General features: G+C 64.7%; 23 protein-coding genes. 14 read left to right on the forward strand and 9 right to left on the reverse strand.

The features are described 5' to 3' along the window. The first annotated feature begins 62 nt into the window (after nucleotides 1-62). The 8 genes from QM996_RS15110 (at nucleotide 63) to mnhG (ending at nucleotide 9352) form a co-directional block, all read left to right on the forward strand. Entirely contained in the window at nucleotides 63-248 is a 186-nt protein-coding gene (locus QM996_RS15110) for a DUF3008 family protein (RefSeq protein ID WP_247959850.1), read from the forward strand. A 137-nt stretch (nucleotides 249-385) separates the two neighbouring features. Continuing rightward, nucleotides 386-3025, forward strand: coding sequence for a bifunctional diguanylate cyclase/phosphodiesterase (locus QM996_RS15115; RefSeq protein ID WP_500268168.1), 2640 nt, complete (start codon nucleotides 386-388; stop codon nucleotides 3023-3025). 329 nt (nucleotides 3026-3354) lie between these two features. After that, nucleotides 3355-6261, forward strand: coding sequence for a monovalent cation/H+ antiporter subunit A (locus QM996_RS15120; protein ID WP_500268169.1), 2907 nt, complete (start codon nucleotides 3355-3357; stop codon nucleotides 6259-6261). Next, the gene (locus QM996_RS15125; protein WP_500268170.1) at nucleotides 6261-6608 is read left to right on the forward strand and encodes a cation:proton antiporter subunit C; all 348 of its coding nucleotides are present in this window, start codon (nucleotides 6261-6263) and stop codon (nucleotides 6606-6608) included. Before QM996_RS15120 ends, QM996_RS15125 begins: the two co-directional genes overlap by 1 nt. Further along, on the forward strand, nucleotides 6601-8214 hold the full coding sequence (locus QM996_RS15130; RefSeq protein WP_500268171.1) for a monovalent cation/H+ antiporter subunit D: 1614 nt from the start codon (nucleotides 6601-6603) through the stop codon (nucleotides 8212-8214). The genes QM996_RS15125 and QM996_RS15130 overlap by 8 nt, the downstream gene beginning before the upstream one ends. A 6-nt stretch (nucleotides 8215-8220) precedes the next feature. Beyond that, entirely contained in the window at nucleotides 8221-8706 is a 486-nt protein-coding gene (locus tag QM996_RS15135; RefSeq protein ID WP_500268172.1) for a Na+/H+ antiporter subunit E, read from the forward strand. Beyond that, nucleotides 8703-8984: a cation:proton antiporter subunit F gene (locus tag QM996_RS15140; protein ID WP_500268173.1), complete on the forward strand. Its 282-nt coding sequence runs from the start codon at nucleotides 8703-8705 to the stop codon at nucleotides 8982-8984. The genes QM996_RS15135 and QM996_RS15140 overlap by 4 nt, the downstream gene beginning before the upstream one ends. Continuing rightward, complete coding sequence (mnhG, locus tag QM996_RS15145; RefSeq protein ID WP_500268174.1) at nucleotides 8981-9352, forward strand: cation:proton antiporter; 372 nt, start codon at nucleotides 8981-8983, stop codon at nucleotides 9350-9352. The genes QM996_RS15140 and mnhG overlap by 4 nt, the downstream gene beginning before the upstream one ends. 53 nt (nucleotides 9353-9405) lie before the next feature. On the opposite strand, the gene cobM is transcribed toward mnhG, so the two are convergent. Next, a complete protein-coding gene (cobM, locus tag QM996_RS15150; RefSeq protein ID WP_500268175.1) occupies nucleotides 9406-10167 on the reverse strand; it encodes a cobalt-precorrin-4/precorrin-4 C(11)-methyltransferase in 762 nt (253 codons plus the stop codon). A 68-nt stretch (nucleotides 10168-10235) separates the two neighbouring features. Continuing rightward, on the reverse strand, nucleotides 10236-11477 hold the full coding sequence (gene cbiE, locus QM996_RS15155) for a bifunctional cobalt-precorrin-7 (C(5))-methyltransferase/cobalt-precorrin-6B (C(15))-methyltransferase (protein WP_500268176.1): 1242 nt from the start codon (nucleotides 11475-11477) through the stop codon (nucleotides 10236-10238). Between cbiE and QM996_RS15160 the strand changes: the two genes are divergently transcribed. Next, entirely contained in the window at nucleotides 11476-12231 is a 756-nt protein-coding gene (locus tag QM996_RS15160; RefSeq protein ID WP_500268177.1) for a precorrin-6A/cobalt-precorrin-6A reductase, read from the forward strand. The two genes, cbiE and QM996_RS15160, sit on opposite strands and share 2 nt — an antisense overlap. Here the strand turns inward: QM996_RS15160 and QM996_RS15165 are convergent. The 6 genes from QM996_RS15165 to ung all read right to left on the reverse strand — a co-directional run bounded on the left by QM996_RS15165 (nucleotide 12210) and on the right by ung (nucleotide 17388). Beyond that, nucleotides 12210-12974, reverse strand: a complete 765-nt coding sequence (locus QM996_RS15165; protein ID WP_500268178.1) for a precorrin-3B C(17)-methyltransferase — start codon at nucleotides 12972-12974, stop codon at nucleotides 12210-12212. The two genes, QM996_RS15160 and QM996_RS15165, sit on opposite strands and share 22 nt — an antisense overlap. After that, complete coding sequence (locus QM996_RS15170) at nucleotides 12971-13708, reverse strand: SAM-dependent methyltransferase (protein ID WP_500268179.1); 738 nt, start codon at nucleotides 13706-13708, stop codon at nucleotides 12971-12973. The genes QM996_RS15165 and QM996_RS15170 overlap by 4 nt, the downstream gene beginning before the upstream one ends. Further along, nucleotides 13705-14337, reverse strand: coding sequence for a precorrin-8X methylmutase (locus QM996_RS15175; RefSeq protein ID WP_500268180.1), 633 nt, complete (start codon nucleotides 14335-14337; stop codon nucleotides 13705-13707). The genes QM996_RS15170 and QM996_RS15175 overlap by 4 nt, the downstream gene beginning before the upstream one ends. A 2-nt stretch (nucleotides 14338-14339) precedes the next feature. Continuing rightward, nucleotides 14340-15707, reverse strand: coding sequence for a precorrin-3B synthase (gene cobG, locus QM996_RS15180; protein ID WP_500270326.1), 1368 nt, complete (start codon nucleotides 15705-15707; stop codon nucleotides 14340-14342). 94 nt (nucleotides 15708-15801) lie between these two features. Continuing rightward, on the reverse strand, nucleotides 15802-16572 hold the full coding sequence (gene cobF, locus QM996_RS15185; RefSeq protein ID WP_500268181.1) for a precorrin 6A synthase: 771 nt from the start codon (nucleotides 16570-16572) through the stop codon (nucleotides 15802-15804). 108 nt (nucleotides 16573-16680) lie between these two features. Further along, nucleotides 16681-17388 carry a uracil-DNA glycosylase gene (gene ung / locus QM996_RS15190; protein ID WP_500268182.1) on the reverse strand — a complete coding sequence of 236 codons (708 nt, stop codon included), beginning with the start codon at nucleotides 17386-17388 and terminating at the stop codon, nucleotides 16681-16683. 239 nt (nucleotides 17389-17627) lie between these two features. Here ung and modA point away from each other — a divergent pair, with 239 nt between their 5' ends. The 3 genes from modA (at nucleotide 17628) to modC (ending at nucleotide 20355) form a co-directional block, all read left to right on the forward strand. Continuing rightward, entirely contained in the window at nucleotides 17628-18419 is a 792-nt protein-coding gene (gene modA, locus QM996_RS15195; protein WP_500268183.1) for a type 2 periplasmic-binding domain-containing protein, read from the forward strand. Nucleotides 18420-18586: 167 nt separating this feature from the next. Continuing rightward, nucleotides 18587-19288, forward strand: coding sequence for a molybdate ABC transporter permease (gene modB, locus QM996_RS15200; RefSeq protein WP_500268184.1), 702 nt, complete (start codon nucleotides 18587-18589; stop codon nucleotides 19286-19288). Beyond that, nucleotides 19285-20355 carry a molybdenum ABC transporter ATP-binding protein gene (modC, locus tag QM996_RS15205; protein ID WP_500268185.1) on the forward strand — a complete coding sequence of 357 codons (1071 nt, stop codon included), beginning with the start codon at nucleotides 19285-19287 and terminating at the stop codon, nucleotides 20353-20355. The genes modB and modC overlap by 4 nt, the downstream gene beginning before the upstream one ends. Here modC and QM996_RS15210 read toward each other — a convergent pair. After that, the gene (locus QM996_RS15210) at nucleotides 20352-20750 is read right to left on the reverse strand and encodes a winged helix-turn-helix domain-containing protein (protein WP_500268186.1); all 399 of its coding nucleotides are present in this window, start codon (nucleotides 20748-20750) and stop codon (nucleotides 20352-20354) included. The two genes, modC and QM996_RS15210, sit on opposite strands and share 4 nt — an antisense overlap. 187 nt (nucleotides 20751-20937) lie before the next feature. Between QM996_RS15210 and QM996_RS15215 the strand changes: the two genes are divergently transcribed. Next, nucleotides 20938-22263, forward strand: coding sequence for an NAD(P)/FAD-dependent oxidoreductase (locus QM996_RS15215; protein WP_500268187.1), 1326 nt, complete (start codon nucleotides 20938-20940; stop codon nucleotides 22261-22263). A gap of 330 nt (nucleotides 22264-22593) precedes the next feature. Continuing rightward, complete coding sequence (locus QM996_RS15220) at nucleotides 22594-23826, forward strand: 3-methyl-2-oxobutanoate dehydrogenase (2-methylpropanoyl-transferring) subunit alpha (RefSeq protein WP_500268188.1); 1233 nt, start codon at nucleotides 22594-22596, stop codon at nucleotides 23824-23826. The last annotated feature ends 1 nt before the right edge of the window (nucleotide 23827 follow it).

Below are 23827 nucleotides of genomic sequence, written 5' to 3' on the forward strand. Positions count from 1 at the left end.
TCTGGGAACACCGGCGATGGCCGCGCGTTGGGAGAAGGCTATCAACGGAAAGGTGGTGTTCCATGCCAGCCAAGTCGAAGGCTCAGCAGCAGGCAGCCGGTGCGGCCCTTGCCGCAAAGCGCGGAGAGATCAAGAAATCCAGCCTCAAGGGCGCGTCCCGCGGGATGGAAAAATCCATGAGCGAAAGCGAACTCAAGGAACTTGCCGAGACCAAGCGCAAGAAGCTGCCCGAGCGCAAGGGCGACTGAGTGCGGAACCTCGTATAAAAGAGCCGCCTAAAACAAGAATTGTTAAGACCCTTTTGGGATCATCCCGGTCGATACACACAGCCATTCGCGTGCCACCGGGGTGATTTGTGCCTGCCAGACATGCTTTCAACCTCGGAATGAAGAGGCTCTCCAGAAGTTTAGCGCCAAGTTACCTTCCGGCGGTCATAGCGGCTTTCGTGGTCCTGGTGGCCGGCATCCTCGCAGACAATCAGAACCAGGTGGTGGCTGAGGCACGCCTGCGCGCGCGGGTCGCTGAAGAGCTCAATCCCATCCGCGCCAAACTCGAGGCCAACGTCAACGGCAACATCCAGTTGGTGCGCGGCTTGATCGGCACGCTCGTCACCGAGCCCGGCATGGATCAGAAACGTTTCGCTACGCTCTCGCGCAGCATCTTCACCGAACGCTCGCAACTGCGCAGCATCGCCGCGGCGCCGAACCTCATCGTCTCGCTCGTCTACCCGCTCGAAGGAAATGAGAAGGCGCTGGGGCTCGATTACCGCAGGAATGAGGCGCAGCGCGCGGCCGTCATGCGGGTGAAGGACACCGGCCAGATGGTCCTTGCCGGCCCCGTTGACCTCGTCCAGGGCGGGCGGGGACTGATCGGCCGGTTCCCGGTATCGATCGACGCCGGCGGCAGCAGTAACCGCTTCTGGGGCATCGTCTCCGCCATCATCGACATCGATCGCCTCTATCGTGACAGCGGGCTCTATTCGAAGCAGCCCGGCATAGATATCGCCATAGCCGGACGCGACGGGACAGGCGCAAAGGGACCAGTCTTCTTCGGCGACCCGGCAATCTTCAAGCATTCGCCGGTCGAGATGACCGTGCTCTTGCCTGGCGGCTGCTGGCGCATTGCAGCCGTTCCCAAGGGTGGATGGCCGGCGACGGCTGGCAATGCCTGGTTCATCCGCGGCTTGATCATTCTCGGCGGCCTGATGATCATCCTGCCGATGGTGTTGACCGGCCGTCTGATGAGCGAGCGGCAGAGCAACATTCGCGCGCTCAGGCACAGCAAGGCGCAACTGCAGGAACTATCCCATCGCCTGAAAATCGCGCTGGACTCCTCGCAGATCGGCATTTGGGAACTCGACATCGCCAGCGGCAAGCTGATTTGGGACGACCGGATGCGGGAACTCTACGGCCGCATCGGTTCCACAAGCGAGACCTATGAGGATTGGAGGAGCGCGCTACATTCCGACGATCTCCGGCGTGCCGAGGCCGAATTCATGGAAGCGCTCGAGACCGGCGACGCCTACAATTCGGACTTCCGCATCTGCCTCGCCGACGGCAGTGTGCGACACATTCGCGCGATCGGCTCCGCCTATACCGGCGCCGATGGCTTGAGGAAGGTCGTCGGAGTCAACTGGGACGTCACCGCCGACTTCGAGACCCGCGAAACCCTGTTCGAAGCCAAGCGGATGGCCGAGGCGCACAGCGTCGAACTCGAGGCGGCGCGTCATCGCATGGAATTCAATGCCCTGCACGATCCGCTGACCGGCCTGCCGAACCGCCGCTTCCTCGACCAGGTCCTGGCCGAGCGCGACAGGCATTTCATGCCCGAGGCAAGGCTCAGTATCTTCCATATGGACCTCGACCGGTTCAAGCAGATCAACGATACGCTCGGCCACGCCGCCGGTGACGAGATCCTGCGCCACGCCGCCGAACTGCTGCGCGGCAATGCGGATGCCAAGGACTTCGTCGCTCGCATCGGCGGCGACGAATTCGTCATCGTTCGCCAGGATGGCGGGGCAGAACCGGACGCCACACTCGCTTCCCGCATCATCGAGGCGATGAGCGTGCCCGTTCGCTACAAGGACCAGGAGTGCCGCATCGGCGTCAGCATCGGCATTGCGGCCCAGACCAAGGCAACGGATGACCTGTCGCATGTGCTGGTCAATGCCGATATTGCACTCTACGAAGCCAAGCGTCGCGGCCGCAACCGGCACGAGACATTCACGGGCGAGCTGAAGACGGCCGTTTTCAAGACGAAGCAGACGGCCGACGAGATCCTTCGCGGGCTGGAGCACAATGAGTTCATCGCGCATTTCCAGCCGCAGTTCTGCCCACGATCGCTCGATATCATCGGCGTCGAGGCACTGGCTCGCTGGGATCATCCGTTCAAGGGATTGCTCGGCCCCCACGCGTTCCTGAAGACAGCGGAAGACATCAACGTCGTCGCGTCGATCGACCAGGCGATCCTGGAACAAGCGCTGTTCCAGATCTATCGCTGGGAGGCCAATGGCATCCATATTCCCAAGGTCTCGGTCAATCTGTCCTATGCGCGCCTTCACGATGAAAACCTGATCGATCGTCTCGAACAATTGCAGATTCCGGCCGGCCGCCTGTCTTTCGAACTGCTGGAATCGATCTCCTTCGACGAGAGCGACATGACCGTGCTCTCCAACATCCGGCGGATCAAGGAACTCGGTATCGACATCGAGATCGACGATTTCGGCACGGGCTATGCCTCGATCCTGAGCCTTTTGAAATTGACCCCGCGGCGGTTGAAGATCGACCGCCAGCTCGTCCTGCCGATCCGCGAGTCGCCCACCGAAAAGCGGCTTGTCGAGTCGATCATCGACATCGGCACGTCGCTCGGCATCGAAGTGATCGCCGAGGGTGTCGAGACGCTGGAACACGCCCATATCCTGAAGGAACTCGGCTGCCACGGGCTGCAGGGCTACGCCTTCGCGCGACCGATGAACGCCAACGACCTTGCCACCTTCGCCTTCGAGCGTCGCTGGCTCGCCGCCTGAGAAACACGTCCGCCCGCTGCAAAAAACACGGTGCGTACATTTTTCGCAGGGGCAAGGCTTGGCAGCCCTGCCGCGAATCGCCATAAAAACAATTGCCTGCCTCCATTTCTCGGGACCGGCGGCATCATCTGCGGCAGTCGCTGATGCGACCGCCCTTTCGGGCCTCTAGGGCGTCCCGCTGCAAGTGCAACCCACTGAAGCGGAAAAGATGCTCTAGATTCAACATCCTGGTGCGTCCCCTGTGCATTCGTTTGAAAGCACGGCGCTCTGGTGCCCGCTCTCCATGAAACCCGAACGAAGGGAACGGTACGATCGAATACGCGGGAAAATTGCTTTCTGTCTTCATTCTCGCCCCATTTGCGGGAAGCCTCCTTGCAATCTTCTTTCCGCCCGATCAACGTGGTGCGACAGCCTGGTTTGCGGGAGCGATCGCGCTCCTGTGTTTCCTCGTTGCCGCCGGCCTCTATCCCTTCGTCACCTCCGGCGGCGTGCTGCGCTACGACATCGCCTGGCTTCCTGAGCTCGGCCTCAATTTCACGCTCCGGATGGACGGCTTCGCCTGGCTGTTCACGGTGCTCGTCACCGCATTCGGTGTTCTCGTCGTGCTCTATGCGCGCTATTACATGGCCGCAGAGGACCCGGTGCCGCGCTTCCTGGCGCTGTTTCTGGCCTTCATGGGTTCGATGCTCGGCGTAGTGCTTTCAGGCAATCTCATTCTGCTTGCCGTCTTCTGGGAACTGACGAGCATCGTTTCCTTTCTGCTGATCGGCTACTGGCATCACAATGCCCATGCCCGTGACGGTGCGCGCATGGCACTGACCATTACCGGCACCGGTGGTCTCTGCATGCTCGTTGGCCTCCTGCTGATGGGCCGCATCGTCGGGAGCTACGATCTCGACGTCGTGCTCGCCTCGGGCGATCTGATCCGCAACTCGCCGCTCTACATGCCGGTACTGATCCTGGTTCTGCTCGGGGCGCTGACGAAAAGTGCGCAGTTCCCGTTCCATTTCTGGCTGCCGCATGCGATGTCCGCGCCGACGCCGGTCTCGGCCTATCTGCACTCGGCGACGATGGTGAAGGCCGGCGTTTTCCTACTGGCGCGCCTCTGGCCGGTCATGGCCGGCACCGAGGCCTGGTTCTGGATCGTTGGCCTGGCCGGGCTTTCGACGCTGTTGCTCGGCGCCTATTTCGCCATTTTCCAGCAGGACCTGAAGGGCCTGCTCGCCTATTCCACCATCAGCCATCTCGGCCTGATCACGGTCCTCCTGAGCCTTGGCAGCCCGCTTGCAGCCGTCGCCGCGGTCTTCCACATCGTCAACCATGCCACCTTCAAGGCGTCGCTGTTCATGGCAGCCGGCATCATCGACCACGAGACTGGAACGCGCGACATGCGCAAGCTCGGCGGGCTGATCCGTTACATGCCTGGAACAGCCGTGCTCGCCATGGTCGCGAGTGCGGCCATGGCCGGCGTACCGCTCTTGAACGGCTTCATCTCCAAGGAAATGTTTTTCGCCGAAGCGATCGAAACGCACCAGGCCAACATCCTCGACACGATGACCCCCTATGTCGCGACGCTCGCCGGCATGTTCGCGGTTACCTATTCGCTGCGTTTCATCCACAGCGTCTTCTACGGCAAGCCCCCGGAGGATCTGCCGAAGGTGCCGCACGAGCCTCCGCGCTGGATGCGCGCGCCGATCGAGTTCCTGGTGCTCGCCTGCCTCGTCGTCGGCATCATCCCGGCGATCACCATCGGACCGTTCCTGCACACGGCGGTCGTCGCCATCCTCGGCGCCAGCACGCCGCAGTACAGCCTCGCCGTCTGGCACGGCTGGAACCTGCCCCTGATCATGAGCTTCGTCGCGCTGGCGGGCGGCGTCGGTCTCTATTTCCTGATGCGCAACTACCTTGCGACCAGCATCGAAGGCCCGCCGATCTTCCGCCTGCTGCACGGCCAGCGCATCTTCGAGCGCGTGCTGGTGACGCTCTCGTGGAAATGGGCGCGTTCACTCGAACAACGTCTCGGCACGCGACGGCTGCAGCCGCAGATGCGTTTCCTCGTCTTCATCGCCATCGCCGCCGCCGCCCTGCCGCTGCTTCTCAGCCACTACGAAATGCCGCCGCTTCTCGTGCGCAGCATCGATCCAGCCTTCGCCCTGCTCTGGGCCGTCGGCATTGCCTGTGCGATCGGCGCGGCGCTTCTCGCGAAATTCCACCGGCTGGCTGCGCTCGTGCTGCTCGGCGGCGCCGGTCTTACCACCTGCCTGACCTTCGTCTGGCTTTCGGCGCCCGACCTTGCCGTGACCCAGCTCCTCGTCGAGATCGTCACGACGGTCCTCATCCTGCTCGGTCTTCGCTGGCTGCCGAAGCGCATCGAGGATACGCAGGAATCGGAGCTGCTTTCGCTGCAGGTCCGCTTCCGGCGCCTGCGCGACTTCCTGCTGGCGATCACCGCCGGCGGCGGCGTGGCGCTCATCGCCTATACGATGATGACCCGTCCGCTGCCCGAGACAATCGCCAGCTACTTCCTCGAGCGCGCCTACAAGGAGGGCGGTGGCACGAATGTCGTCAACGTCATCCTCGTCGACTTCCGCGGCTTCGACACGCTTGGCGAAATCGGCGTTCTGGCGATCGTCGCGCTGACGGTCTTCGCCCTGCTCTTGCGCTTCCGCCCGCAGGCCGACAGCCTGGAGGCGCCCGAACAGCAACGTGTCCAGAATGCCTTCGACGACGATCACCCGGATCGCAACAAGGGCGACAGCGTCGCCGAATACCTGTTCGTGCCCTCGGTCATCATGCGCTGGATGTTCCCGGTCATCGGCATGCTGGCCGCCTATCTGTTCCTGCGCGGCCATGATCTGCCGGGTGGCGGTTTTGCCGCCGGCATCGCCATGTCGATCGGCTTCATCCTGCAATACATGTCCGGTGGCACGCGCTGGGTCGAGGAACGGCTGCGCATCCATCCCTTGCGCTGGATGAGCATCGGGCTGTTGGTCGCCGCAGCCACCGGCATCGGTTCCTGGCTCTTCGGCTATCCGTTCCTGACCTCGCATGCCCAGTACGCCACACTGCCGATCGTCGGGAAGTTCCCGCTGGCGAGCGCCCTGTTCTTCGATCTCGGCGTCTTCTCGCTGGTGCTCGGCGCGACGGTGCTGATCCTCATCGCGCTCGCCCACCAGTCGATCCGCGCGCCGCGGGCCCATGCCCGCGCCATGCGGAGCGGAAAGGAGGCCCGCTGATGGAGATCATTCTCTCGGCCGCCATCGGCGTGCTTACGGCATCCGGCGTCTATCTACTGCTGCGCCCACGTACCTATCAGGTGATCATCGGGCTTTCGCTGCTCTCCTATGCGGTCAACCTCTTCATCTTCGGCATGGGGCGTCTTCGGGTAAACGCGCCGCCGGTGCTGGAACCCGGTGGCATCGGCGATCTCAGCCGCTTCACCGATCCGGTGCCGCAGGCGCTCGTGCTTACCGCGATCGTCATCGGCTTCGCCATGACGGCGCTCTTCCTCGTCGTGCTGCTCGCCTCGCGCGGCTTCACCGGTACGGACCATGTCGACGGTCGGGAGCAGCGCCATGACTAACTGGATGCACCACCTGCTGATTCTGCCAATCTTGGTGCCGCTGATGGTCGGTGCCGCGATGATTCCGATCGACGAGCGCAACCGCTTGATGAAGGGCGTGATGGGCTTCGTCTCGACGCTCGCACTCTTCGTGCTCTCGATGGTGCTGATGCGTATTGCCTCGGTGGACGGAGCGCCCGCCGGCAGCGGCGTCTATCAGCTCGGCAACTGGCCGGCCCCTTTCGGCATCGTCCTGGTGCTCGACCGCCTTTCAGCGCTGATGCTGTGCCTGACCAGCGGACTGGCGCTTGCCGCCCAGGCCTATTCGATCGCGCGCTGGCACACGGCCGGCCATCATTTCCATTCGCTGTTCCAGCTTTTGATCGCCGGTCTCAACGGTTCGTTCCTCACCGGTGACCTCTTCAATCTCTTCGTCTTTTTCGAGATGATGCTGGCCGCGTCCTACGGCCTGCTGCTGCACGGCTCCGGGCCGCTCCGTGTCAAGGCGGGCCTGCATTACGTCGCGATCAACCTCGCCGCCTCGTCGCTCTTCCTGATCGGCGTCAGCCTGATCTATGGCGCAACCGGCACCCTCAACATGGCCGATCTCTCGATGAAACTGGCGACACTCTCGCCGGATGATCGCCAGATGGTCGAGGTCGGCGCCGGCGTGCTTGGCGTCGCCTTCCTGGTGAAGGCCGGCATGTGGCCCTTGAGTTTCTGGCTGCCGACGGCCTATTCCGCCGCAACGCCGCCGGTCGCCGCCGTCTTCGCGGTCCTGACCAAGGTCGGCATCTACGTTATCCTCAGGCTTTCGCTGCTGGTCTTCGGCGCGAGCGCCGGGGCTTCTGCAGGCTTCGGTCAGCCGATCCTGCTTGCGGGCGGCCTGCTGACCATCGCCTTCGGCGCCATCGGCGTGCTCGCTTCGCAGGCCATGGGCCGGCTCGCCGCCTATTCGGTGCTCGTTTCCTCCGGCACCCTGCTCGCTGCGATCGGCCTCGGCCATCCCGGCATGATCGCAGGCGCACTCTTCTATCTCGTCAGTTCGACGCTCACCATCGCCGCCTTCTTCCTCTTGATCGAGCTGGTCGAGCGCGGCCGCGATGCCGGCGCCGACGTTCTCGCGGTGACGATGGAAGCCTATGGCGACGCCGACGAGGACGAGGAGGAAGAAGTGGTCGGCGCGGCAATCCCTGGGACCATGGCGATCCTCGGCCTCTGCTTCTGCCTCTGCGCCCTGTTGCTTGCCGGCCTGCCACCGCTCTCGGGTTTCGTTGCCAAATTCGCGATCCTCGGCGGTCTCTTCGGCCTCTCGGGAACCGAAGCCGCCCCGGCGATTTCCACGGCCGACTGGACCTATGTCACGCTGCTGATCGTCTCCGGGCTGGCAGCGATGATCGCCATGAACCGCGTCGGCATCCGCACCTTCTGGGCGTCGATCGAAAACACCGTGCCGCGCGTCGTCGTCATCGAGATCACACCCGTCGTCGTGTTGCTCGCCACCTGCATATTCCTCAGCGTACAGGCCGGTCCGGCGATGCGCTACATGCAGGCGACGGCGGATTCGCTGTTCGATCCGGCCGGCTACACCGAGCAGGTGCTCACGGCACCCCGGGCGGGAGGCTAGTCAACGATGCGCACCTGGCTCCCCTATCCGCTGCTGTCGATTGCCCTGCTCCTCATCTGGTTGCTGCTCAATCAATCGGTCGCCCCCGGCACATTCGTCATGGGCACGATCCTGGCGACCGGTCTCGGCTGGGTGACGCTGAAACTCAGCCCCGCCCATTCCCATCCGCGCCGGATCCTCCTGACGCTACGCTTCGGCTTTGCCGTTGCACTCGACATTGTCCGCTCCAACCTTGCCGTCATCGCCGTCATTTTGCGCGGCCGACGCCGACCGCCGAGTTCAGGGTTCCTCACTGTCGACCTCGATCTCGATGACGAGAACGCGCTGGCCCTGCTTGCCTGCGTCATCACCGCGACGCCCGGAACGGCCTGGCTCGAATACGACCGCCGCCGCAAGTCCCTGCTCTTCCATGTGCTCGACATGGAGAACGAGCGCGTTTGGATCGATACGGTCAAACGCTACGAGGCTGCCTTGAAGGAGATATTCGGATGATGGAACTTTCAATCATCTGGTCGATCCTGATTGCCCAGATCATGCTCGGCCTGGCGATGGCTTTCGCCTTCTTCCGCATGGTGAGGGGCCCGCGCGCCCAGGACCGCATCCTTGGCCTCGACACGCTCTACATCAACGCGATGCTGATGCTGCTTACCTTCGGCATCCGCAGCGCAAACTCGATCTATTTTGAATCGGCGTTGATCGTCGCGCTGATCGGCTTCGTTTCCTCGATTGCCTTCGGCAAATTCCTGATGCGTGGGGAGATCATCGAATGAACCATCTTACCGATCTTCCTCTGTGGGCAGCCATCCTCGTTTGCGGACTGACGGTTCTGGGCGCTGCAATCGCCCTGATCGGCTCGGTCGGCCTTCTGCGGTTTACCAGCTTCTACGAACGCCTGCATGCGCCGACGTTGGCGACGAGCGGTGGCGTACTCATGATCTGCACCGCCTCGATCATTTGCTTCGCAGTGCTGCAGAGCCGCTGGGTGTTCCACGAGATCCTGATCATCGTCTTCGTCCTCGTCACCACACCGATGACGCTGATGCTGCTCGGCCAGGCTGCGCTCTACCGCGATCGGGTCAAGGAAAAACGCGGCGTCCCGCTCAAGCAGCGGCCGCCGAGAGAAGAACCGGCAGAGTAGTTTCAAGCCGCTGAGCGGCGCGGAAAGCCGCTGACAGCGCTTGAATTTCTGGCCTACTCGCCACGCCCCCGGAAGCGCCGCTGATAGGCTGGGTCGTAGAGCGAACTCTCGCGGAAATCGGAAGCTTCGAGCCCGGGACCAACGAAGATCAGCGCCGTGCGCTCGATCGGCTCTTCCGCGACCTTGGCGGCAATGTCGCGGAGCGTGCCGCGCACCACCCGCTCGTCCGGCCAGGACGCCTTGACCACGATCGCAACGGGGCAATCGGCGCCATAAAGCGGCGTGAGTTCCTCGACCACCTGTTGAAGGGCATGGATGGCGAGATGGATGGCCAGAGTTGCGCCGGTGGCACCGAAGGCGGAAAGCGTTTCGCTGTTCGGCATCGGCGAGGCGCGGCCGGAAACGCGGGTCAGCACCAGGCTCTGGGCGACCGCCGGAATGGTCAATTCGCGGCCGAGCGCCGCTGCCGCAGCAGCAAAGGACGGAACGCCGGGCGTCATCGTATAGGCGATGCCATGTTTCTCCAGCCGGCGGATCTGTTCGGCGACCGCGCTCCATACCGAAAGGTCGCCGGAATGCAGCCGTGCCACATCCACGCCGTCGGCTGCCGCCTTCACATACTCGGCCTCGATCTCGTCGAGCGACATCGGCGCCGTATCGACGATGCGGGCACCGGGCGGGCAATATTGCAGGAGTTCCGGCGAAACGATCGAGCCGGCATAGAGGCAGACCGGGCAACGCCCGATCAGGTCGCGCCCGCGCACCGTGATCAGATCCGCGGCCCCCGGGCCGGCGCCGATGAAATGTACCGTCATGTGTCGCTCTTTCTTTATTTCCCGCAGTTCCGGACGCAAAACCGCTTCGCACTTTTGCTGGTATTGCTCTAGCTCTTAATCCACGACCACTGCGTCACCGGCATGGCCGGCCGCCACCCGGTCATCGCGCCGACGGGACCAGACCTGGCGATATCGATGCGGATCAGCGTTCCGCCGAGCCGCGCGTGATGATCGAGCAGCACCGCCTCCATATCCGTCGTCACCGCATTGGCAACCAGCCGTCCGCCGGGGCCAAGTGCTGCAATCGCCGCCGCCATCACGCCGCCTTCGCTGCCACCACCGCCGATGAAGATCGCATCCGGCTGCGGCAGGCCGGCAAGCGCTGCCGGCGCCTCGCCTTCGACCACCGTCAGCCCGGGCACGCCGAACATCATCGCGTTGCGGCCGATGCGAGCGGCCCGCTCCGGCGACACCTCGATGGAGATCGCCTGCATGGTGGGGTCGGCCAGCATCCATTCGATGCCGATCGAGCCTGAGCCACCGCCGATATCCCAGAGCAATTCGCCCTTGCGCGGCGCGAGAGCCGAGAGCGTCAGCGCCCGCACCTCCCGCTTGGTGATCTGCCCATCATGTTCGAACAGTGCGTCGTCGCGACCGGCTGCGAGCGGCAGGATGCGCGCACCCTCCTCGGCGCTCACCTCGATGGCACAGACATTGAGAGGATGGACGAGGCCGAGCATGAAACGCGACGCGATCTGCGTCGTCACCCGTTCGCCGGCGCCGCCGAGCGCCTCGAGCACGGTCAGCCGCGACTGACCGAAGCCGCTGGCGACCAGAAGCTCGGCAAGATCCCTGGGGCCTGCTCCGTCCGACGTCAGCGTCAGGACGCGTGCGCCCGGATGCAGGTGCGGCCGCACCAGATCGAGCGGGCGCCCGTGCACCGAGACGAGTGTCGCCTCCTGCAGCGCCCAGCCGAGGCGCGAGGCCGCAAGGCTGATCGATGAGGGCGCCGGCAGCGTACGGATTTCGGCCGAGGCAATCCGGCGCGCCAGCGTCACGCCGACGCCGAAGAAGAACGGGTCGCCCGAGGCGAGCACCACGACGGGCATGCCGCGGCGCGCGACGATCTCCACGACCGAGCGTTCGAGCGGGCTCTGCCAATTGTGCGCCTCGCCCTTGATCAGCGGCTTGGCGAGCTCCAGATGGCGATGGCCGCCATAGACGACGGGCGCCTCGGCAATCAGCCGCTTGGCCTCGTCGCCGAGACCCGCTACACCATCTTCACCGATACCGATGACGGTCAGCCAGGGGGAGACGATGCCGGGATCGCCGTTCGACACGTCAGCCATGGAAAAACCTCGCATCCTGATTTTGGGCGGCACCACCGAGGCGCGCGAGCTCGCGCGCCGACTGGCCGAAGACGTCCGCTACGACACCGCAATCTCGCTGGCCGGTCGCACCGCCGACCCGAAGCCGCAGCCGGTGAAGACCCGCATCGGCGGCTTCGGTGGCGCCGACGGGCTGGCGCATTTCCTGCGCGACGAAAACATCGCGTTGCTGGTCGATGCGACCCACCCCTTTGCCGCGCGCATTTCGCACAATGCCGCCGAAGCAGCGCAACGAACCGGAGTTCCGCTTCTGGCGCTCCGGCGACCGGAATGGCAGTCCTTGCCCGGCGACCGCTGGAATTCGGTCGGCAGCGTCGTCGAGGCGGTGAGCGCGCTGGGCGCTCGCCCGCGCCGTGTCTTCCTCGCCATCGGCCGGCAGGAGGCCTTCCACTTTGAAGCCGCGCCGCAGCACAGCTATGTCATCCGCAGTGTCGATCCGGTGACCCCGCCGTTGAACCTGCCGGACCAGGAGGCAATCCTGGCGACCGGCCCCTTCGCGGAAGGCGACGAAGCCACGCTGCTCAAAAGCCGGCACATCGACGTGATCGTCGCCAAGAACAGCGGTGGCAGCGCCACCTATGGCAAGATCGCCGCGGCGCGCCGGCTTGGCATCGAGGTGATCATGGTCGAGCGGCGCAAGCCCGCGGACGTGCCGACAACAGGCAGTTGCGACGAGGCGCTCGACCGCATCGCTCACTGGCTCGCTCCCGCATAAAAGCGCGGCGTGTAGACGAGATCCGGCTGCCCTTCACGCTCGACGATGCGCGTTTCCGGCGAACCGATGATGACGCAGGTCGCCATGTCGGCGCGGTTGGCATCGGCTTCGCCGAGCGGCATCACCGTCATCCGCTCGTCCGGCCGCCCGGCGGCGCGTCCGAAGATCACCGGAACGGTTGCGGGCAGAACGCCACGCAGGATCTCGAAGGCTTCGCCGAGCTGCCACGGGCGCGCCTTGCTGATCGGATTGTAGAGCGCGATCACGAGCCCTGCTTCCGCCGCCAGCTTGAGCCGCCGGGTGATGACCTCCCAGGGCTTCAGGTTGTCGGAAAGCGAGATCGCGCAGAAATCGTGGCCGAGCGGCGCGCCGATGCGGGCGGCAACCGCGAGCATGGCGGTCACGCCGGGCGTGATCACCAGTTCGACCGACTTCCATTCCGCAGGCCCCTTGTCGATCGCCTCGCAGACGGCGGCGGCCATGGCAAAGACGCCCGGATCGCCGCCGGAGACCATGCAGACCTTCACCCCGGCAGCGGCCCGCGTCAGCGCCACCTGCGCCCGATCGAGCTCCTCGCGATTGTCGGAGGCGACGCGCACCTGGTCGGGGCGCAGGTTCAGCCGATCGAGATACGGGAAGTATCCGTAGAATTCTTCAGCCGCCGCAACCGCCTCGGCCGTTTCCGGCGTCATCTGCCTCGGGCTGCCCGGACCGGTGCCGACCACATAGAGCGTACCGGTCATGGCCTGTCCTTCCAGCCGGGAACGAGCACGAGCGAGAAATAGGGCGCCTCGTCGTCGGCTTTTTCCGCAAGCGCCGTCATCGCTGCGTTCTTCATGGTGCCGCGCTCGACATAGACGGCCTGGTCGAGACGGCCGGAGGCGGAAAGCGCCCGGCGGATCTTCGGCAGGTTGCGCCCGACCTTCATGATCACGGCGGCTTCGGTATCCTTGAGCCGCCGGCCGAGCTCGGCTTCGGCCATCGTGCCCGGAAGCACGGAAAGCACGTCGTCGCCCTGCACCAGCGGCAGGCCGGCAAGCGACCAGCAGCCGGACATGGCGGTAATGCCGGGGATCACCTCGACCGGGAAGCGGTTGGCCAGCCGCACATGCAGATGCATGTAGGATCCGTAGAACAGCGGATCGCCTTCGCTGAGCACCGCGACCGTGCGTCCGGCGGCAAGATGCGCCGCCACGGCTTCCGCGGACGCGTTGTAGAAATCGGTGATCTGGCTCTTGTAGGCGCCGTCGTCCTTGTCGATTTCGGTCGTCACCGGATAGTAGAGCGGCAGCTCGACGAGATCCGACTTCAGCAGGCCCTCAACGACCGCGCGGCCGTTGCCGCTGCGCCCGGCCTTGGCAAAATAGGCAAGCACATCGGCCTCGCCGAGCGCCTTCACCGCCTTGACCGTCAAAAGCTCCGGATCGCCCGGGCCGGTTCCAACGCCGATCAGGCGCCCCACGCCGGCGCCGCTCACAGGCCAGGCCTCGCGAGCGAATTCAGCGCCGCCGCCGTCATCGCGCTGCCGCCGAGGCGGCCGCGGACGATGGCGAAGGGAACGCCATAGGAATTTTCGGCCAGCGCATCCTTCGATTCCGCAGCACCGACGAAACCGACGGGCATGCCGAGGATCGCCGCCGGCTTCGGCGCGCCGTCGCGCAGCATTTCGAGCAGGAAGAACAGGGCCGTCGGAGCGTTGCCGATCGCCACGACCGATCCGGCCAGACGCTCTCTCCAGAGCTTCAGCGCCGCCGCGGACCGCGTATTGCCGATCTCCGCAGCAATCCCAGGCGTACGCGGATCGCGCAGCGTGCAGATCACCTCGTTGCCGGCCGGCAGCCGCGCGCGGGTGACACCGTGAGCGACCATCTCGGCATCGCAGAGGATCGGCGCACCGGCCTTCAGTGCTGCGCGAGCCGAGGTCACGAAATCAGGAGAGAAGACGAACTGCTTGGTCGCTTCGACGGAGCCGCAGGCATGCACCATGCGTACCGCAAGATCCGCTTCCTCGTCGGAGAAGCCCGAGAGATCGGCCTCCGCGCGGATGATGGCGAAGGAACGCTCGTAGATGGCGTTGCCATCGCGAATGTAATCATACTCAGGCATGTCTATCCCTGTTCGAACGCTGCCGAGACGCGCGCAGCTCCGAGCCGTGTAAGACAGGACTGCGCCGATTCGCCAGCGTCTTTGTTTTGCCGCACCAGCCGGCCGAGCCGGGCGAGCGCGGATTTCACTCCATTCTCATCGGTGTAGGCGCTTGGCAAGCCGTTGGCAGCCCCATTTACGACAAGCCCGTATCCTGATGGCGCACCGACCAGCGTCAATTCCGACGGTTTCGGCCGGGCACACCCCTTGGCGCAGCCGGAAAGATGGACGGTGAGCGAGCCGTCGAGCAACTCGGGCGCCACCTCGACGAGACACTGCGCCATCGCCTTGGTTTCCATCCGCGCGGAGGCGCAGCCCTTGCTGCCGGCGCAGGTCGCGATCGCGTTGCGCGGGTCCTCGGCAGCGATGCGAAAGCCGAGTGCCGCTGCCAGGCCCTGGGCCGCGGCTGCCGCCTCGCGCATCAGACCGAGCACGAAGAAGGCATGCCCCGGCGCCAACCGGATCGCAGTGGCGCCGAGCGCCTTGACCTGATGGAGGAAGGAGATGAGCACTGCTGCCTCCACCTGCGCAAATGCGAGGCCGAGTCCAAGAACCGCTTCGGAGTGCCCCAGCTCGTGAATGCCGGGTATCGCGGCCGAGATTTGGGCGGCTGGAGGCTCGGAATGCCCCTCGCAACGACAAAGGGCGCGAACTTCGGCGGGATCGAGATCGCGTCCGCGCGCGGTCGTGCCAAGGTCCGCAAGCGTCTCCAGAATGGCGATCAGCGCCGGGACCATCGCGTCGCCGTCCAGCACGCCGACAATGGCTCCCCTCGCTGCGGTCCCGCCAAGCGACAGCAGCCAAACGACACCTTCCGGCGTCGAAAGCGCCTGAAGGCGAATATCGGCCACGACGGCATCGAGCCCGAAGCGGCCGCCACCGTCGATGACGACGGACAATTTGGGTGCGAGCTTCAAGGACGGCCGGTGCACCTGCAAGACCCCGCGAAGAGCCGCCGCGATCGGACGGGGATCGGCAATCTCTGCCGGGTCGATACCGGCAAGCGGCGGAACCTCGATCGCCAGTCCTTCGGCGATCGCGATCTCGGCATCGCCGATCGCCTTTGCCAGGGCCGGCACCGTCTCATCGCTCAGGCCGCGCAGCTGCAGGTTTCCGCGCGCGGTGATCTCGATGATGCCGTTGCCGAAGGTTTCAGCCGCTGCTGCAAGCGCCAGGACCTTGGGAATGGTCAGACTGTCGTCATCGGGCCTGAGCCGCACGAGCAGGCCATCGCCGGTCTGCATCGGCGCGGCGAGCGACGGACAGGCGCCGCGCCGCATCGAGGCGGCGGCACCGTTTACTCCGGTCGATGGCACGGCACAACTGATCATCAAATCCGTCATCCCTGAAGACGCCTCTACAGACGCTATAACACGGCGGCAAACCTTGAGTGAGATCAAACGCGACGCGGATCTGCCCGCCTCGTCACTCCTCGAAATCGGCGCCCTTGCGAAGCAGGTAGATATCCATGATCCATCCCATCTTCTCACGCGCCGCCGCCCGGGTTTCGAGGATCCGGTCCTTCACCTCGGCAAGGCGGCCGGAAATGACGATCTCGTCCGGCGTGCCGAGATAGGCACCCCAATAGATCTCCGCATCCGGATCGTCGATCCGCTGGAACGCCTGCTCGCCGTCGAGCATGACGGCGGAGGTCTGGCTCCTCTCGGGAAAGCTCTCGTGCAGCCGGCGCCCGGTGGTGATTTCCACCGGCTTGCCGACGAGGTTCAGCGGAATCCTGTGGCTGGCGCAGAGCGCCTGCAGGCTGGTGATCCCCGGGATGACGTCATAATCGAAGGCAACCTGCCCGCGCGCCTTGACCCGCTCGACGATTCGGATGGTGCTGTCGTAGAGCATCGGATCGCCCCAGACGAGGAAGGCACCGGTTCCCTCCTCGCCCAACTCGTCGGCAAGCAGCCTTTCGTAGATCGCTGCGATCTGTTGATGCCAGTCGTCGACGCTGCCGTCGTAGCTCACGCCCTCGGTGCGGCGTACCGGCACGGCGAATTCGACGGTGCGGCTGTCGTTGCGCGTCACGTATCGGGCGCAGATGTCGCGGCGCACTTCGGCAAGCTCGGTCTTCTTCGCCCCTTTGGTCGGGATGAAGAGCGCATCGGCCTGGTTCAGCGCATTGATCGCCTGCACCGTCATGTGCTCCGGATTGCCGGAACCGATGCCGATGATCAGAATTTTGCGCATGCCCGCCTCCACCATTCCTGTCCTGGGCGTCTTAGGCGCATCGTCGCCGTCGGCGCAAGACCTCAGCGCGACAGCGAGACCGCCATCCGCGTCAGGCCAAGACCGACCTCAATTGATCTCGGCCGCGACCGGATTGTCGGGCAAGCGCCAGTCGATCGGGTCGAAGCCCTTGGATTCCAGGAAGGCATTGGCCTGGGAGAAATGTCGGCAACCGAGAAAACCGGAATGGGCGGACAGAGGCGAGGGATGCGGGGCTCGCAACACCAGATGGCGCGAGCGGTCGACGAAAGCCGCCTTCTTCTGCGCATAGGAACCCCAGAGCATGAAGACGACGGGATGGTCGGCCTCATTGACGGCGCGGATGATCGCGTCGGTGAACCGCTCCCAGCCCCGTCCCTGATGCGAGGCCGCAAGCCCGCGCTCCACCGTCAGCACGCTATTCAGCAACAGTACGCCCTGTTTCGCCCAGCTTTCGAGAAAGCCGTGCCGCGCCGGCGGAATGCCGAGATCGGTGTTCAGTTCCTTGTAGATATTGACGAGCGAGGGCGGCGTTCTGACGCCGGGGCGGACACTGAAGCACAGCCCGTGCGCCTGGCCGTCGCCATGGTAGGGGTCCTGGCCGAGGATGACGACGCGCACCTTGTCGAGCGGCGTCAGGTCGAGGGCACGAAAATATTCGGCACCGCGCGGAAAAATCTGCCGGCCTTCGCTCTTCTGGGCAACGAGGAACTGCTTGAGGTCGGCCATATAGGCGCTGGAAAACTCCAGCGCCAGCGCTGCCTTCCAGCTCTCTTCGAGCTTCACCGCCGTTTCCATCACACCTCCGGTCCATCTTTTTGCTTCGAAGCCAGCAATTTAGGCCGCCCGACCGTCATCGCAAGGACTATCGCCCGCGTCCGTCGGGTGTTGCACGGGTTTTGCCCGATCTATCGGCGCGCCTTCCATGCGGATCACTAACCTCGCTCAAGAGCATTGTATTTCAAAGAATACAACGGTAATCAGGAGGCGACACCGTTGTATCCTGAGAGATATCACGCTTCGTTGGAGGGAAATCGATGATCAAGAGAAGAGACTGGCTGAGGGGCCTGGTGCTGACACTCGGCCTCGCCTGGGCCGGCAGCACCGTGATGCCGGCAGCCGCGCGGGCTGACGAGAAGGTGACGGTTTTTGCCGCCGCGAGCTTGAAGAACGCACTCGATGCGATCAATGCCGAGTGGCAGAAGGAAAGCGGCAAGCAAACGACCGCCTCCTACGCTGCCAGCTCCGCGCTCGCCAAGCAGGTGGAACAGGGCGCCCCGGCCGATGTCTTCATTTCCGCCGATCTTGCCTGGATGGACTATCTCGCCGACAAGAAGCTGATCAAGGACGACACCCGGTCGAACCTGCTCGGCAACCGCATCGTGCTCGTCTCCGGCAAGCAGGATGCGGCACCGGTGGAGATCAAGCAGGGCTTCGATCTCGCAGGCATCCTCGGCGACGGTCGCCTCGCCATGGGCGCAGTCGATTCCGTTCCCGCCGGCAAATACGGCAAGGCCGCGCTCGAAAAGCTCGACGCCTGGAAGGCCGTCGAACCCAAGGTCGCCGGCGCCGAAAGCGTTCGCGCTGCCCTCCTCCTCGTCTCTCGCGGCGAAGCGCCTTACGGCATCGTCTACCAGACCGACGCCGCGGCTGACCCGGGCGTGAAGGTCGTCGGAACCTTCCCCGAAGACAGCCATCCGCCGATCGTCTATCCGATCGCGATCACCGCCGAAAGCAAGAACCCGGATGCCGCCGCCTATGTCGACTTCGTCAAGTCGGCCAAGGCAGCCGCCCTCTTCGAAAAGCAGGGCTTCACGGTCCTCAAGTAATCAGCCTGGAACGACGCTGGATCTCGCCTGTCCAGAAGCAGGCGAAGCATCTATCGTCACGCGTCGCCCGCGCCCAAACGCGGGCGACGCAATCATGGGTCAGAGGCAGGGGCGGACTTAGGCGGATAGCCACATCCTGCCGGCCGCGTATCGGGGAGCGATATCCATTGGACTGGCTTGCAGTGAGCGACGCGGAATGGACGGCGATCATGCTGAGCCTGCGCGTCGCAACCGTCGCAATGATCTGCAGCCTGCCCTTCGCGCTCGCTGTCGCCATGCTGCTCGCCCGCGGCCGCTTCTGGGGCAAGACGCTGCTGAACGGCCTCGTTCACCTGCCGCTGATCCTGCCGCCCGTCGTCACCGGCTTCCTCCTTCTCTTGCTTTTCGGTCGCCGCGGACCGCTCGGCGCCTTCTTCGCCGATTATTTCGGCCTGGTCTTTTCCTTCCGCTGGACGGGGGCGGCGCTTGCCTGCGCCGTCATGGCCTTTCCGCTGATGGTGCGCAGCATCCGCCTGTCGATCGAGGCGGTCGACCGTAAGCTGGAAGACGCGGCGACCACGCTTGGCGCCAGCCCGCCCTGGGTCTTCGTCACGATTACACTGCCGCTGATCATCCCCGGCATCATCGCCGGCATGATCATCGCCTTCGCCAAGGCAATGGGCGAGTTCGGCGCGACGATCACCTTCGTCTCCAACATTCCCGGCGAGACGCAGACCATATCCTCGGCGATCTACATCTTCACCCAGGTGCCGGGCGGCGATGCCGGCGCCATGCGGCTGACGATCATTTCGATCATCATCTCCATGGCCGCCCTGATCTTTTCCGAACTGCTGGCGGCACTTGCCGCCAGACGGGTGGCGGCCCCATGAGCCTCACCGTCGAAGCCCGCCACCAACTCGGCCATTTCGCGCTCGATGCCGCCTTTACGTCCGACGGCGGCGTGACCGCACTGTTCGGCCGCTCCGGCTCCGGCAAGACCTCGCTCATCAACATCATCGCCGGGCTGCTGAAGCCGCAAAGCGGCCGCGTCGTACTCGACGGCGACGTCATCGCCGACAGCGAGCGCCGGATCTTTACTCCCGTGCATCGCCGCCGCTTCGGCTACGTCTTCCAGGAGGCGCGGCTCTTTCCGCACCTGAGTGTTCGCCACAACCTCGCCTATGGCCGCTGGTTCGCCGGCAAGAGTGGCGGTAGCGATTTCACACGCATCGTCGACATGCTCGGCATCGGCCACCTGCTCGATCGCAACCCTTCAGCCCTGTCCGGCGGCGAACGACAGCGCGTCGCGATCGGTCGCGCCCTGCTGGCGGCACCGCGCCTGCTGCTGATGGACGAACCGCTTGCCGCCCTCGACGAGGCGCGCAAGGCGGAGATCCTGCCTTATCTCGAACGGCTGCGTGACGATACCGGCATTCCGATCGTCTATGTCAGCCACTCCGTCAGCGAAGTCGCCCGGCTGGCGCGGCGCGTCGTGGTGCTCGAAAATGGTCGGGTCACGGCATCGGGCGCGGCCGCTGAGGTGTTGAGCGCCCCCGCCGCCACGCTCGCCACCGGCCGGCGCGAGGCCGGCGTGCTGCTTGAGGGCGAGGTAGAGGGAACCGATCCGTCCCACGAGTTGACGACCGTCCGGGTCGGGCGGGAACGGCTGCGCATTGCTGGCGTCAGCGCCACACCTGGCAGCAGGCTTCGCCTGCATATTGCCGCGCGCGACGTCATGCTGGCGACATCAAGACCGGTGGAGATCAGTGCGCTGAACGTGCTCGAAGGGCGAATCCTTGCGATCTCGACCGAGGAAGACGGCAGCATCGATGTCCGGGTGAATTGCGGCGACGCGACGATTGCCGCCCGCATTACCCGCTTTTCACGCGACACGCTGCAGCTCGTTCCGGGCAAGACGGTCTATGCCATCATCAAGTCCGTAGCGATCGATCACTAGGCCTTCTTGGAAACAACGTAGGCAGTATCGGACGATCCATCGCCGCCGCGGACGGACTCGAGCCAGGCGAGATCCTCGGCGATCGCGGCTTGCGCCCTTTCTTCCATCTGCCGGTAGCGTCGGATCAGCTCTTCGCCGAACGGCGTCACCAGTGCTCCCCCACCCTGCTTGCCGCCGCGCTGCGTATCGACCGATGGTTCGCTGAACATCCGGTTCAAGGCATCGACCAGCAGCCAGGCGCGGCGATAGGACATATCCATCGCCCGCCCGGCAGCCGAGATGGATCCGGTCTCGCGGATCAGCTCGAGCAGCATGATCTTGCCGCGACCGAGCCGGTCGGCGGGCGGAAAATCGATGCGCAGGACGGTGCGAAGATCGGGGCGGCTCTCACTCATGCGGGCGAGCATAGAAGCTCGCCGAGCAAACCGGAAGTCCGCCCGGTGACGAGCCGGACCAGCTTTCGGAAGCAAAGTGAGCCGGCAAACCCAAGCTTTCGAGCAATGGCCAGATAGCGGGTCTTGATCTCGCGCCTTCGACATGCACCGATGATCCCGACAAGTCCTGTCCGAAAGTACCTTCTCCATGCCCGGTCCGACGCTCGATCCCATCGCAACCGATACCACCTTGCCCGCCAAGGCCGACGTCGTCATCGTCGGCGGCGGCATCATCGGCGTCAGCACCGCTCTGTTCCTCGCCGAACGCGGCGTTGACGTCGTTCTCTGCGAGAAGGGCATGCCCGGAGCGGAGCAGTCGAGCCGCAACTGGGGCTGGGTGCGGGTCATGGGCCGCGACGAACGCGAGATCCCGCTGGCAATCGAGGCGCTGAAGATCTGGGACACGCTCGACGCCCGCATTGGCGGCGAGACCGGCTTTCGCCGCAGCGGCATTCTCTACATCTCCGAGAACAAGCGCGACGTCGCCAATCGCGACGCCTGGCTCGCCATGGCAAAGCCCTACGGCGTCGATAGTGAACAACTCGGCCCTGACGCCACCGGGGCCGCGATGCCCGGTGCCGCAATCCGTTATGAAGGCGCGCTCTTCACGCCGAGCGATGGTCGGGCCGAACCGCAGAAGGCAGTGCCGGCGCTCGTTACCGGCGCCCGCCGCGCCGGTGCCCGCATCTTGACCGGCTGCGCTGTGCGCGGCGTCGAGAAGGCCGCCGGGCGGATCTCCGCGGTTGTGACCGAGAAGGGTCGCATCGAAACGTCGACGATGGTTGTCGCCGGTGGCGCCTGGTCTCGGCTGTTCCTCAAAGGCCTTGGCATCCGCCTGCCGCAACTGAAAGTCCGCAATACGGTGCTGAGAACCCGGCCCGTTTCCGGCGGTCCCGAGGGGGCCGGCGCAACGGCGACCTATGCCTATCGCAAGCGGCTCGACGGCGGCTACACGATTGCCGACGGTGCCGCCAACCTGCATGCGATCGTGCCCGATAGCTTCGCCTTCTTCCGCGATTTCCAGCCGGCGCGAAAGGCCGAGGGCGAGGCTGTCCAGGTGGGCATCAGCGCCCAGAGCTGGAACGAACTGTTCGAAATCGGTTCCGTGCCGCTCGACCGACCCGGCGCGTTCGAGCGGCACCGCGTGCTCGATCCCAACCCGGATTCGCGCCGGGCGCTCAAGGCACTGAACGCCGCCGGCAAGGCCTTCCCGTTCCTGCGCGAAACCAAGGTGCAGCAGATCTGGGCGGGCCTGATCGACGTGACGCCCGACGCCGTGCCCGTCATCTCGCCCGCCGTTCCGGGTCTCATAATCGCGACGGGATTTTCGGGCCACGGTTTCGGCATCGGCCCCGGTGCCGGCCATCTCGTCGCCGATCTCGTGACCGGAAAGAAACCGATCGTCGATCCGACGCCATTCCGGCTCTCGCGCTTCTTCGATGGAACGCCGATCACGCTTGCTCCGCCGGTTTGACCGTCGTCGGCAGAGTCCAGCCGCGAAAGAAAATTACAAGCAGCGACCGGCAGGAATATGCGCGACACAACGCGTGGGCGCGCTCCCGGCAGGATTCTATCTTTCTTCGCCCACACCGACCCCGAGACGCTGAAAAATCTTCATAAGCCCCCGAACTCGTGGCAGTCTGTATGCATTCCCGTCGGGAGAGCGGGGCTGAGGAAGAAGCTGTGCAGATCTCGGGCGGAGGAGCCTTGCGGGTCACCAAGCACGTCTTCGACGACATCCGACATACCGTTTTCCCGCTCTCGATTTGGTGCGCTGCGCACTCCGGAGGAGGCCGGAAACCGCATGAGCGATTTCGATCGACTTAGCCTGCATGTCCCCGAACCGGCGGTTCGGCCCGGTGGTCAACCGGATTTCTCCAACGTCAAGATTGCCAAAGCCGGCGCCGTTCCCCGCCCCGAAGTGGACGTCGCGCCGGAGGAGATCCGTGATCTCGCCTATTCGATCATCCGTGTGCTTAACCGCGATGGCGAGGCGGTCGGCCCCTGGGCCGGGCTGCTCTCGGATAACGAACTTCTCGCCGGTCTCCGCCACATGATGACGCTGCGCGCCTTCGATGCGCGCATGCTGATGGCCCAGCGCCAGGGCAAGACCTCCTTCTACATGCAGCATCTGGGTGAAGAAGCCGTCAGTTGCGCCTTCCGTAGGGCGCTGAACAAGGGCGACATGAACTTCCCGACCTATCGCCAGGCGGGTCTGTTGATAGCCGACGGTTATCCGATGGTCGAGATGATGAACCAGATCTTCTCGAATGAGAGCGATCCGCTGCGCGGCCGGCAACTGCCGATCATGTATTCCTCCAAGGAGCATGGCTTCTTCACGATCTCCGGCAACCTCGCCACCCAATATGTGCAGGCGGTCGGCTGGGCGATGGCCTCGGCCATCAAGCGCGACACCAAGATCGCCGCCGCCTGGATCGGCGACGGTTCGACGGCGGAATCGGACTTCCACTCGGCGCTCGTCTTCGCCTCCACCTACAAGGCGCCCGTCATCCTCAATATCGTCAACAATCAGTGGGCGATCTCGACCTTCCAGGGCATTGCCCGCGGCGGTTCCGGCACCTTCGCCGCCCGCGGCCTTGGCTTCGGCATCCCGGCGCTCCGCGTCGACGGCAATGACTATCTCGCCGTCTACGCCGTCGCCAAGTGGGCGGCCGAACGCGCAAGGCGCAATCTCGGCCCGACGCTGATCGAATACGTCACCTACCGCGTCGGCGCGCACTCGACTTCCGACGATCCGAGCGCCTATCGCCCCAAGACGGAATCGGAGGCCTGGCCGCTCGGCGACCCGGTCCTGAGGCTGAAGAAGCATCTGATCCTGCGCGGCGCCTGGTCGGAGGAACGCCACGCCCAGGCCGAGGCCGAGATTCTGGACGAAGTGATCCAGGCGCAGAAACAGGCCGAAGGCCACGGCACGCTGCATGCGGGCGGCAAGCCCTCAGTGCGCGATATCTTCGAGGGCGTCTACGCCGAGATGCCGCCGCACATTCGCCGCCAGCGGCAGAAGGCAGGATACTGAT

Source organism: Sinorhizobium chiapasense (genome assembly GCF_045277575.1).
GTDB classification, from domain to species: domain Bacteria; phylum Pseudomonadota; class Alphaproteobacteria; order Rhizobiales; family Rhizobiaceae; genus Ensifer; species Ensifer chiapasense_A.

Bases quoted from the DNA above. Each gene is read 5' to 3' on its own strand.
- QM996_RS15175 (WP_500268180.1), bottom strand. From the start codon at position 14,337: ATGCCTGAGTATGATTACATTCGCGATGGCAACGCCATCTACGAGCGT.
- QM996_RS15140 (WP_500268173.1), top strand. From the start codon at position 8,703: ATGATGGAACTTTCAATCATCTGGTCGATCCTGATTGCCCAGATCATG.
- QM996_RS15215 (WP_500268187.1), top strand. From the start codon at position 20,938: ATGCCCGGTCCGACGCTCGATCCCATCGCAACCGATACCACCTTGCCC.
- QM996_RS15210 (WP_500268186.1), bottom strand. From the start codon at position 20,750: ATGAGTGAGAGCCGCCCCGATCTTCGCACCGTCCTGCGCATCGATTTT.
- QM996_RS15125 (WP_500268170.1), top strand. From the start codon at position 6,261: ATGGAGATCATTCTCTCGGCCGCCATCGGCGTGCTTACGGCATCCGGC.
- cbiE (WP_500268176.1), bottom strand. From the start codon at position 11,477: ATGGCTGACGTGTCGAACGGCGATCCCGGCATCGTCTCCCCCTGGCTG.
- QM996_RS15160 (WP_500268177.1), top strand. From the start codon at position 11,476: ATGGAAAAACCTCGCATCCTGATTTTGGGCGGCACCACCGAGGCGCGC.
- QM996_RS15130 (WP_500268171.1), top strand. From the start codon at position 6,601: ATGACTAACTGGATGCACCACCTGCTGATTCTGCCAATCTTGGTGCCG.
- modC (WP_500268185.1), top strand. From the start codon at position 19,285: ATGAGCCTCACCGTCGAAGCCCGCCACCAACTCGGCCATTTCGCGCTC.
- QM996_RS15110 (WP_247959850.1), top strand. From the start codon at position 63: ATGCCAGCCAAGTCGAAGGCTCAGCAGCAGGCAGCCGGTGCGGCCCTT.
- QM996_RS15135 (WP_500268172.1), top strand. From the start codon at position 8,221: ATGCGCACCTGGCTCCCCTATCCGCTGCTGTCGATTGCCCTGCTCCTC.
- cobG (WP_500270326.1), bottom strand. From the start codon at position 15,707: ATGATCAGTTGTGCCGTGCCATCGACCGGAGTAAACGGTGCCGCCGCC.
- cobF (WP_500268181.1), bottom strand. From the start codon at position 16,572: ATGCGCAAAATTCTGATCATCGGCATCGGTTCCGGCAATCCGGAGCAC.
- QM996_RS15220 (WP_500268188.1), top strand. From the start codon at position 22,594: ATGAGCGATTTCGATCGACTTAGCCTGCATGTCCCCGAACCGGCGGTT.
- modA (WP_500268183.1), top strand. From the start codon at position 17,628: ATGATCAAGAGAAGAGACTGGCTGAGGGGCCTGGTGCTGACACTCGGC.
- ung (WP_500268182.1), bottom strand. From the start codon at position 17,388: ATGGAAACGGCGGTGAAGCTCGAAGAGAGCTGGAAGGCAGCGCTGGCG.
- QM996_RS15165 (WP_500268178.1), bottom strand. From the start codon at position 12,974: ATGACCGGTACGCTCTATGTGGTCGGCACCGGTCCGGGCAGCCCGAGG.
- mnhG (WP_500268174.1), top strand. From the start codon at position 8,981: ATGAACCATCTTACCGATCTTCCTCTGTGGGCAGCCATCCTCGTTTGC.
- QM996_RS15115 (WP_500268168.1), top strand. From the start codon at position 386: ATGAAGAGGCTCTCCAGAAGTTTAGCGCCAAGTTACCTTCCGGCGGTC.
- cobM (WP_500268175.1), bottom strand. From the start codon at position 10,167: ATGACGGTACATTTCATCGGCGCCGGCCCGGGGGCCGCGGATCTGATC.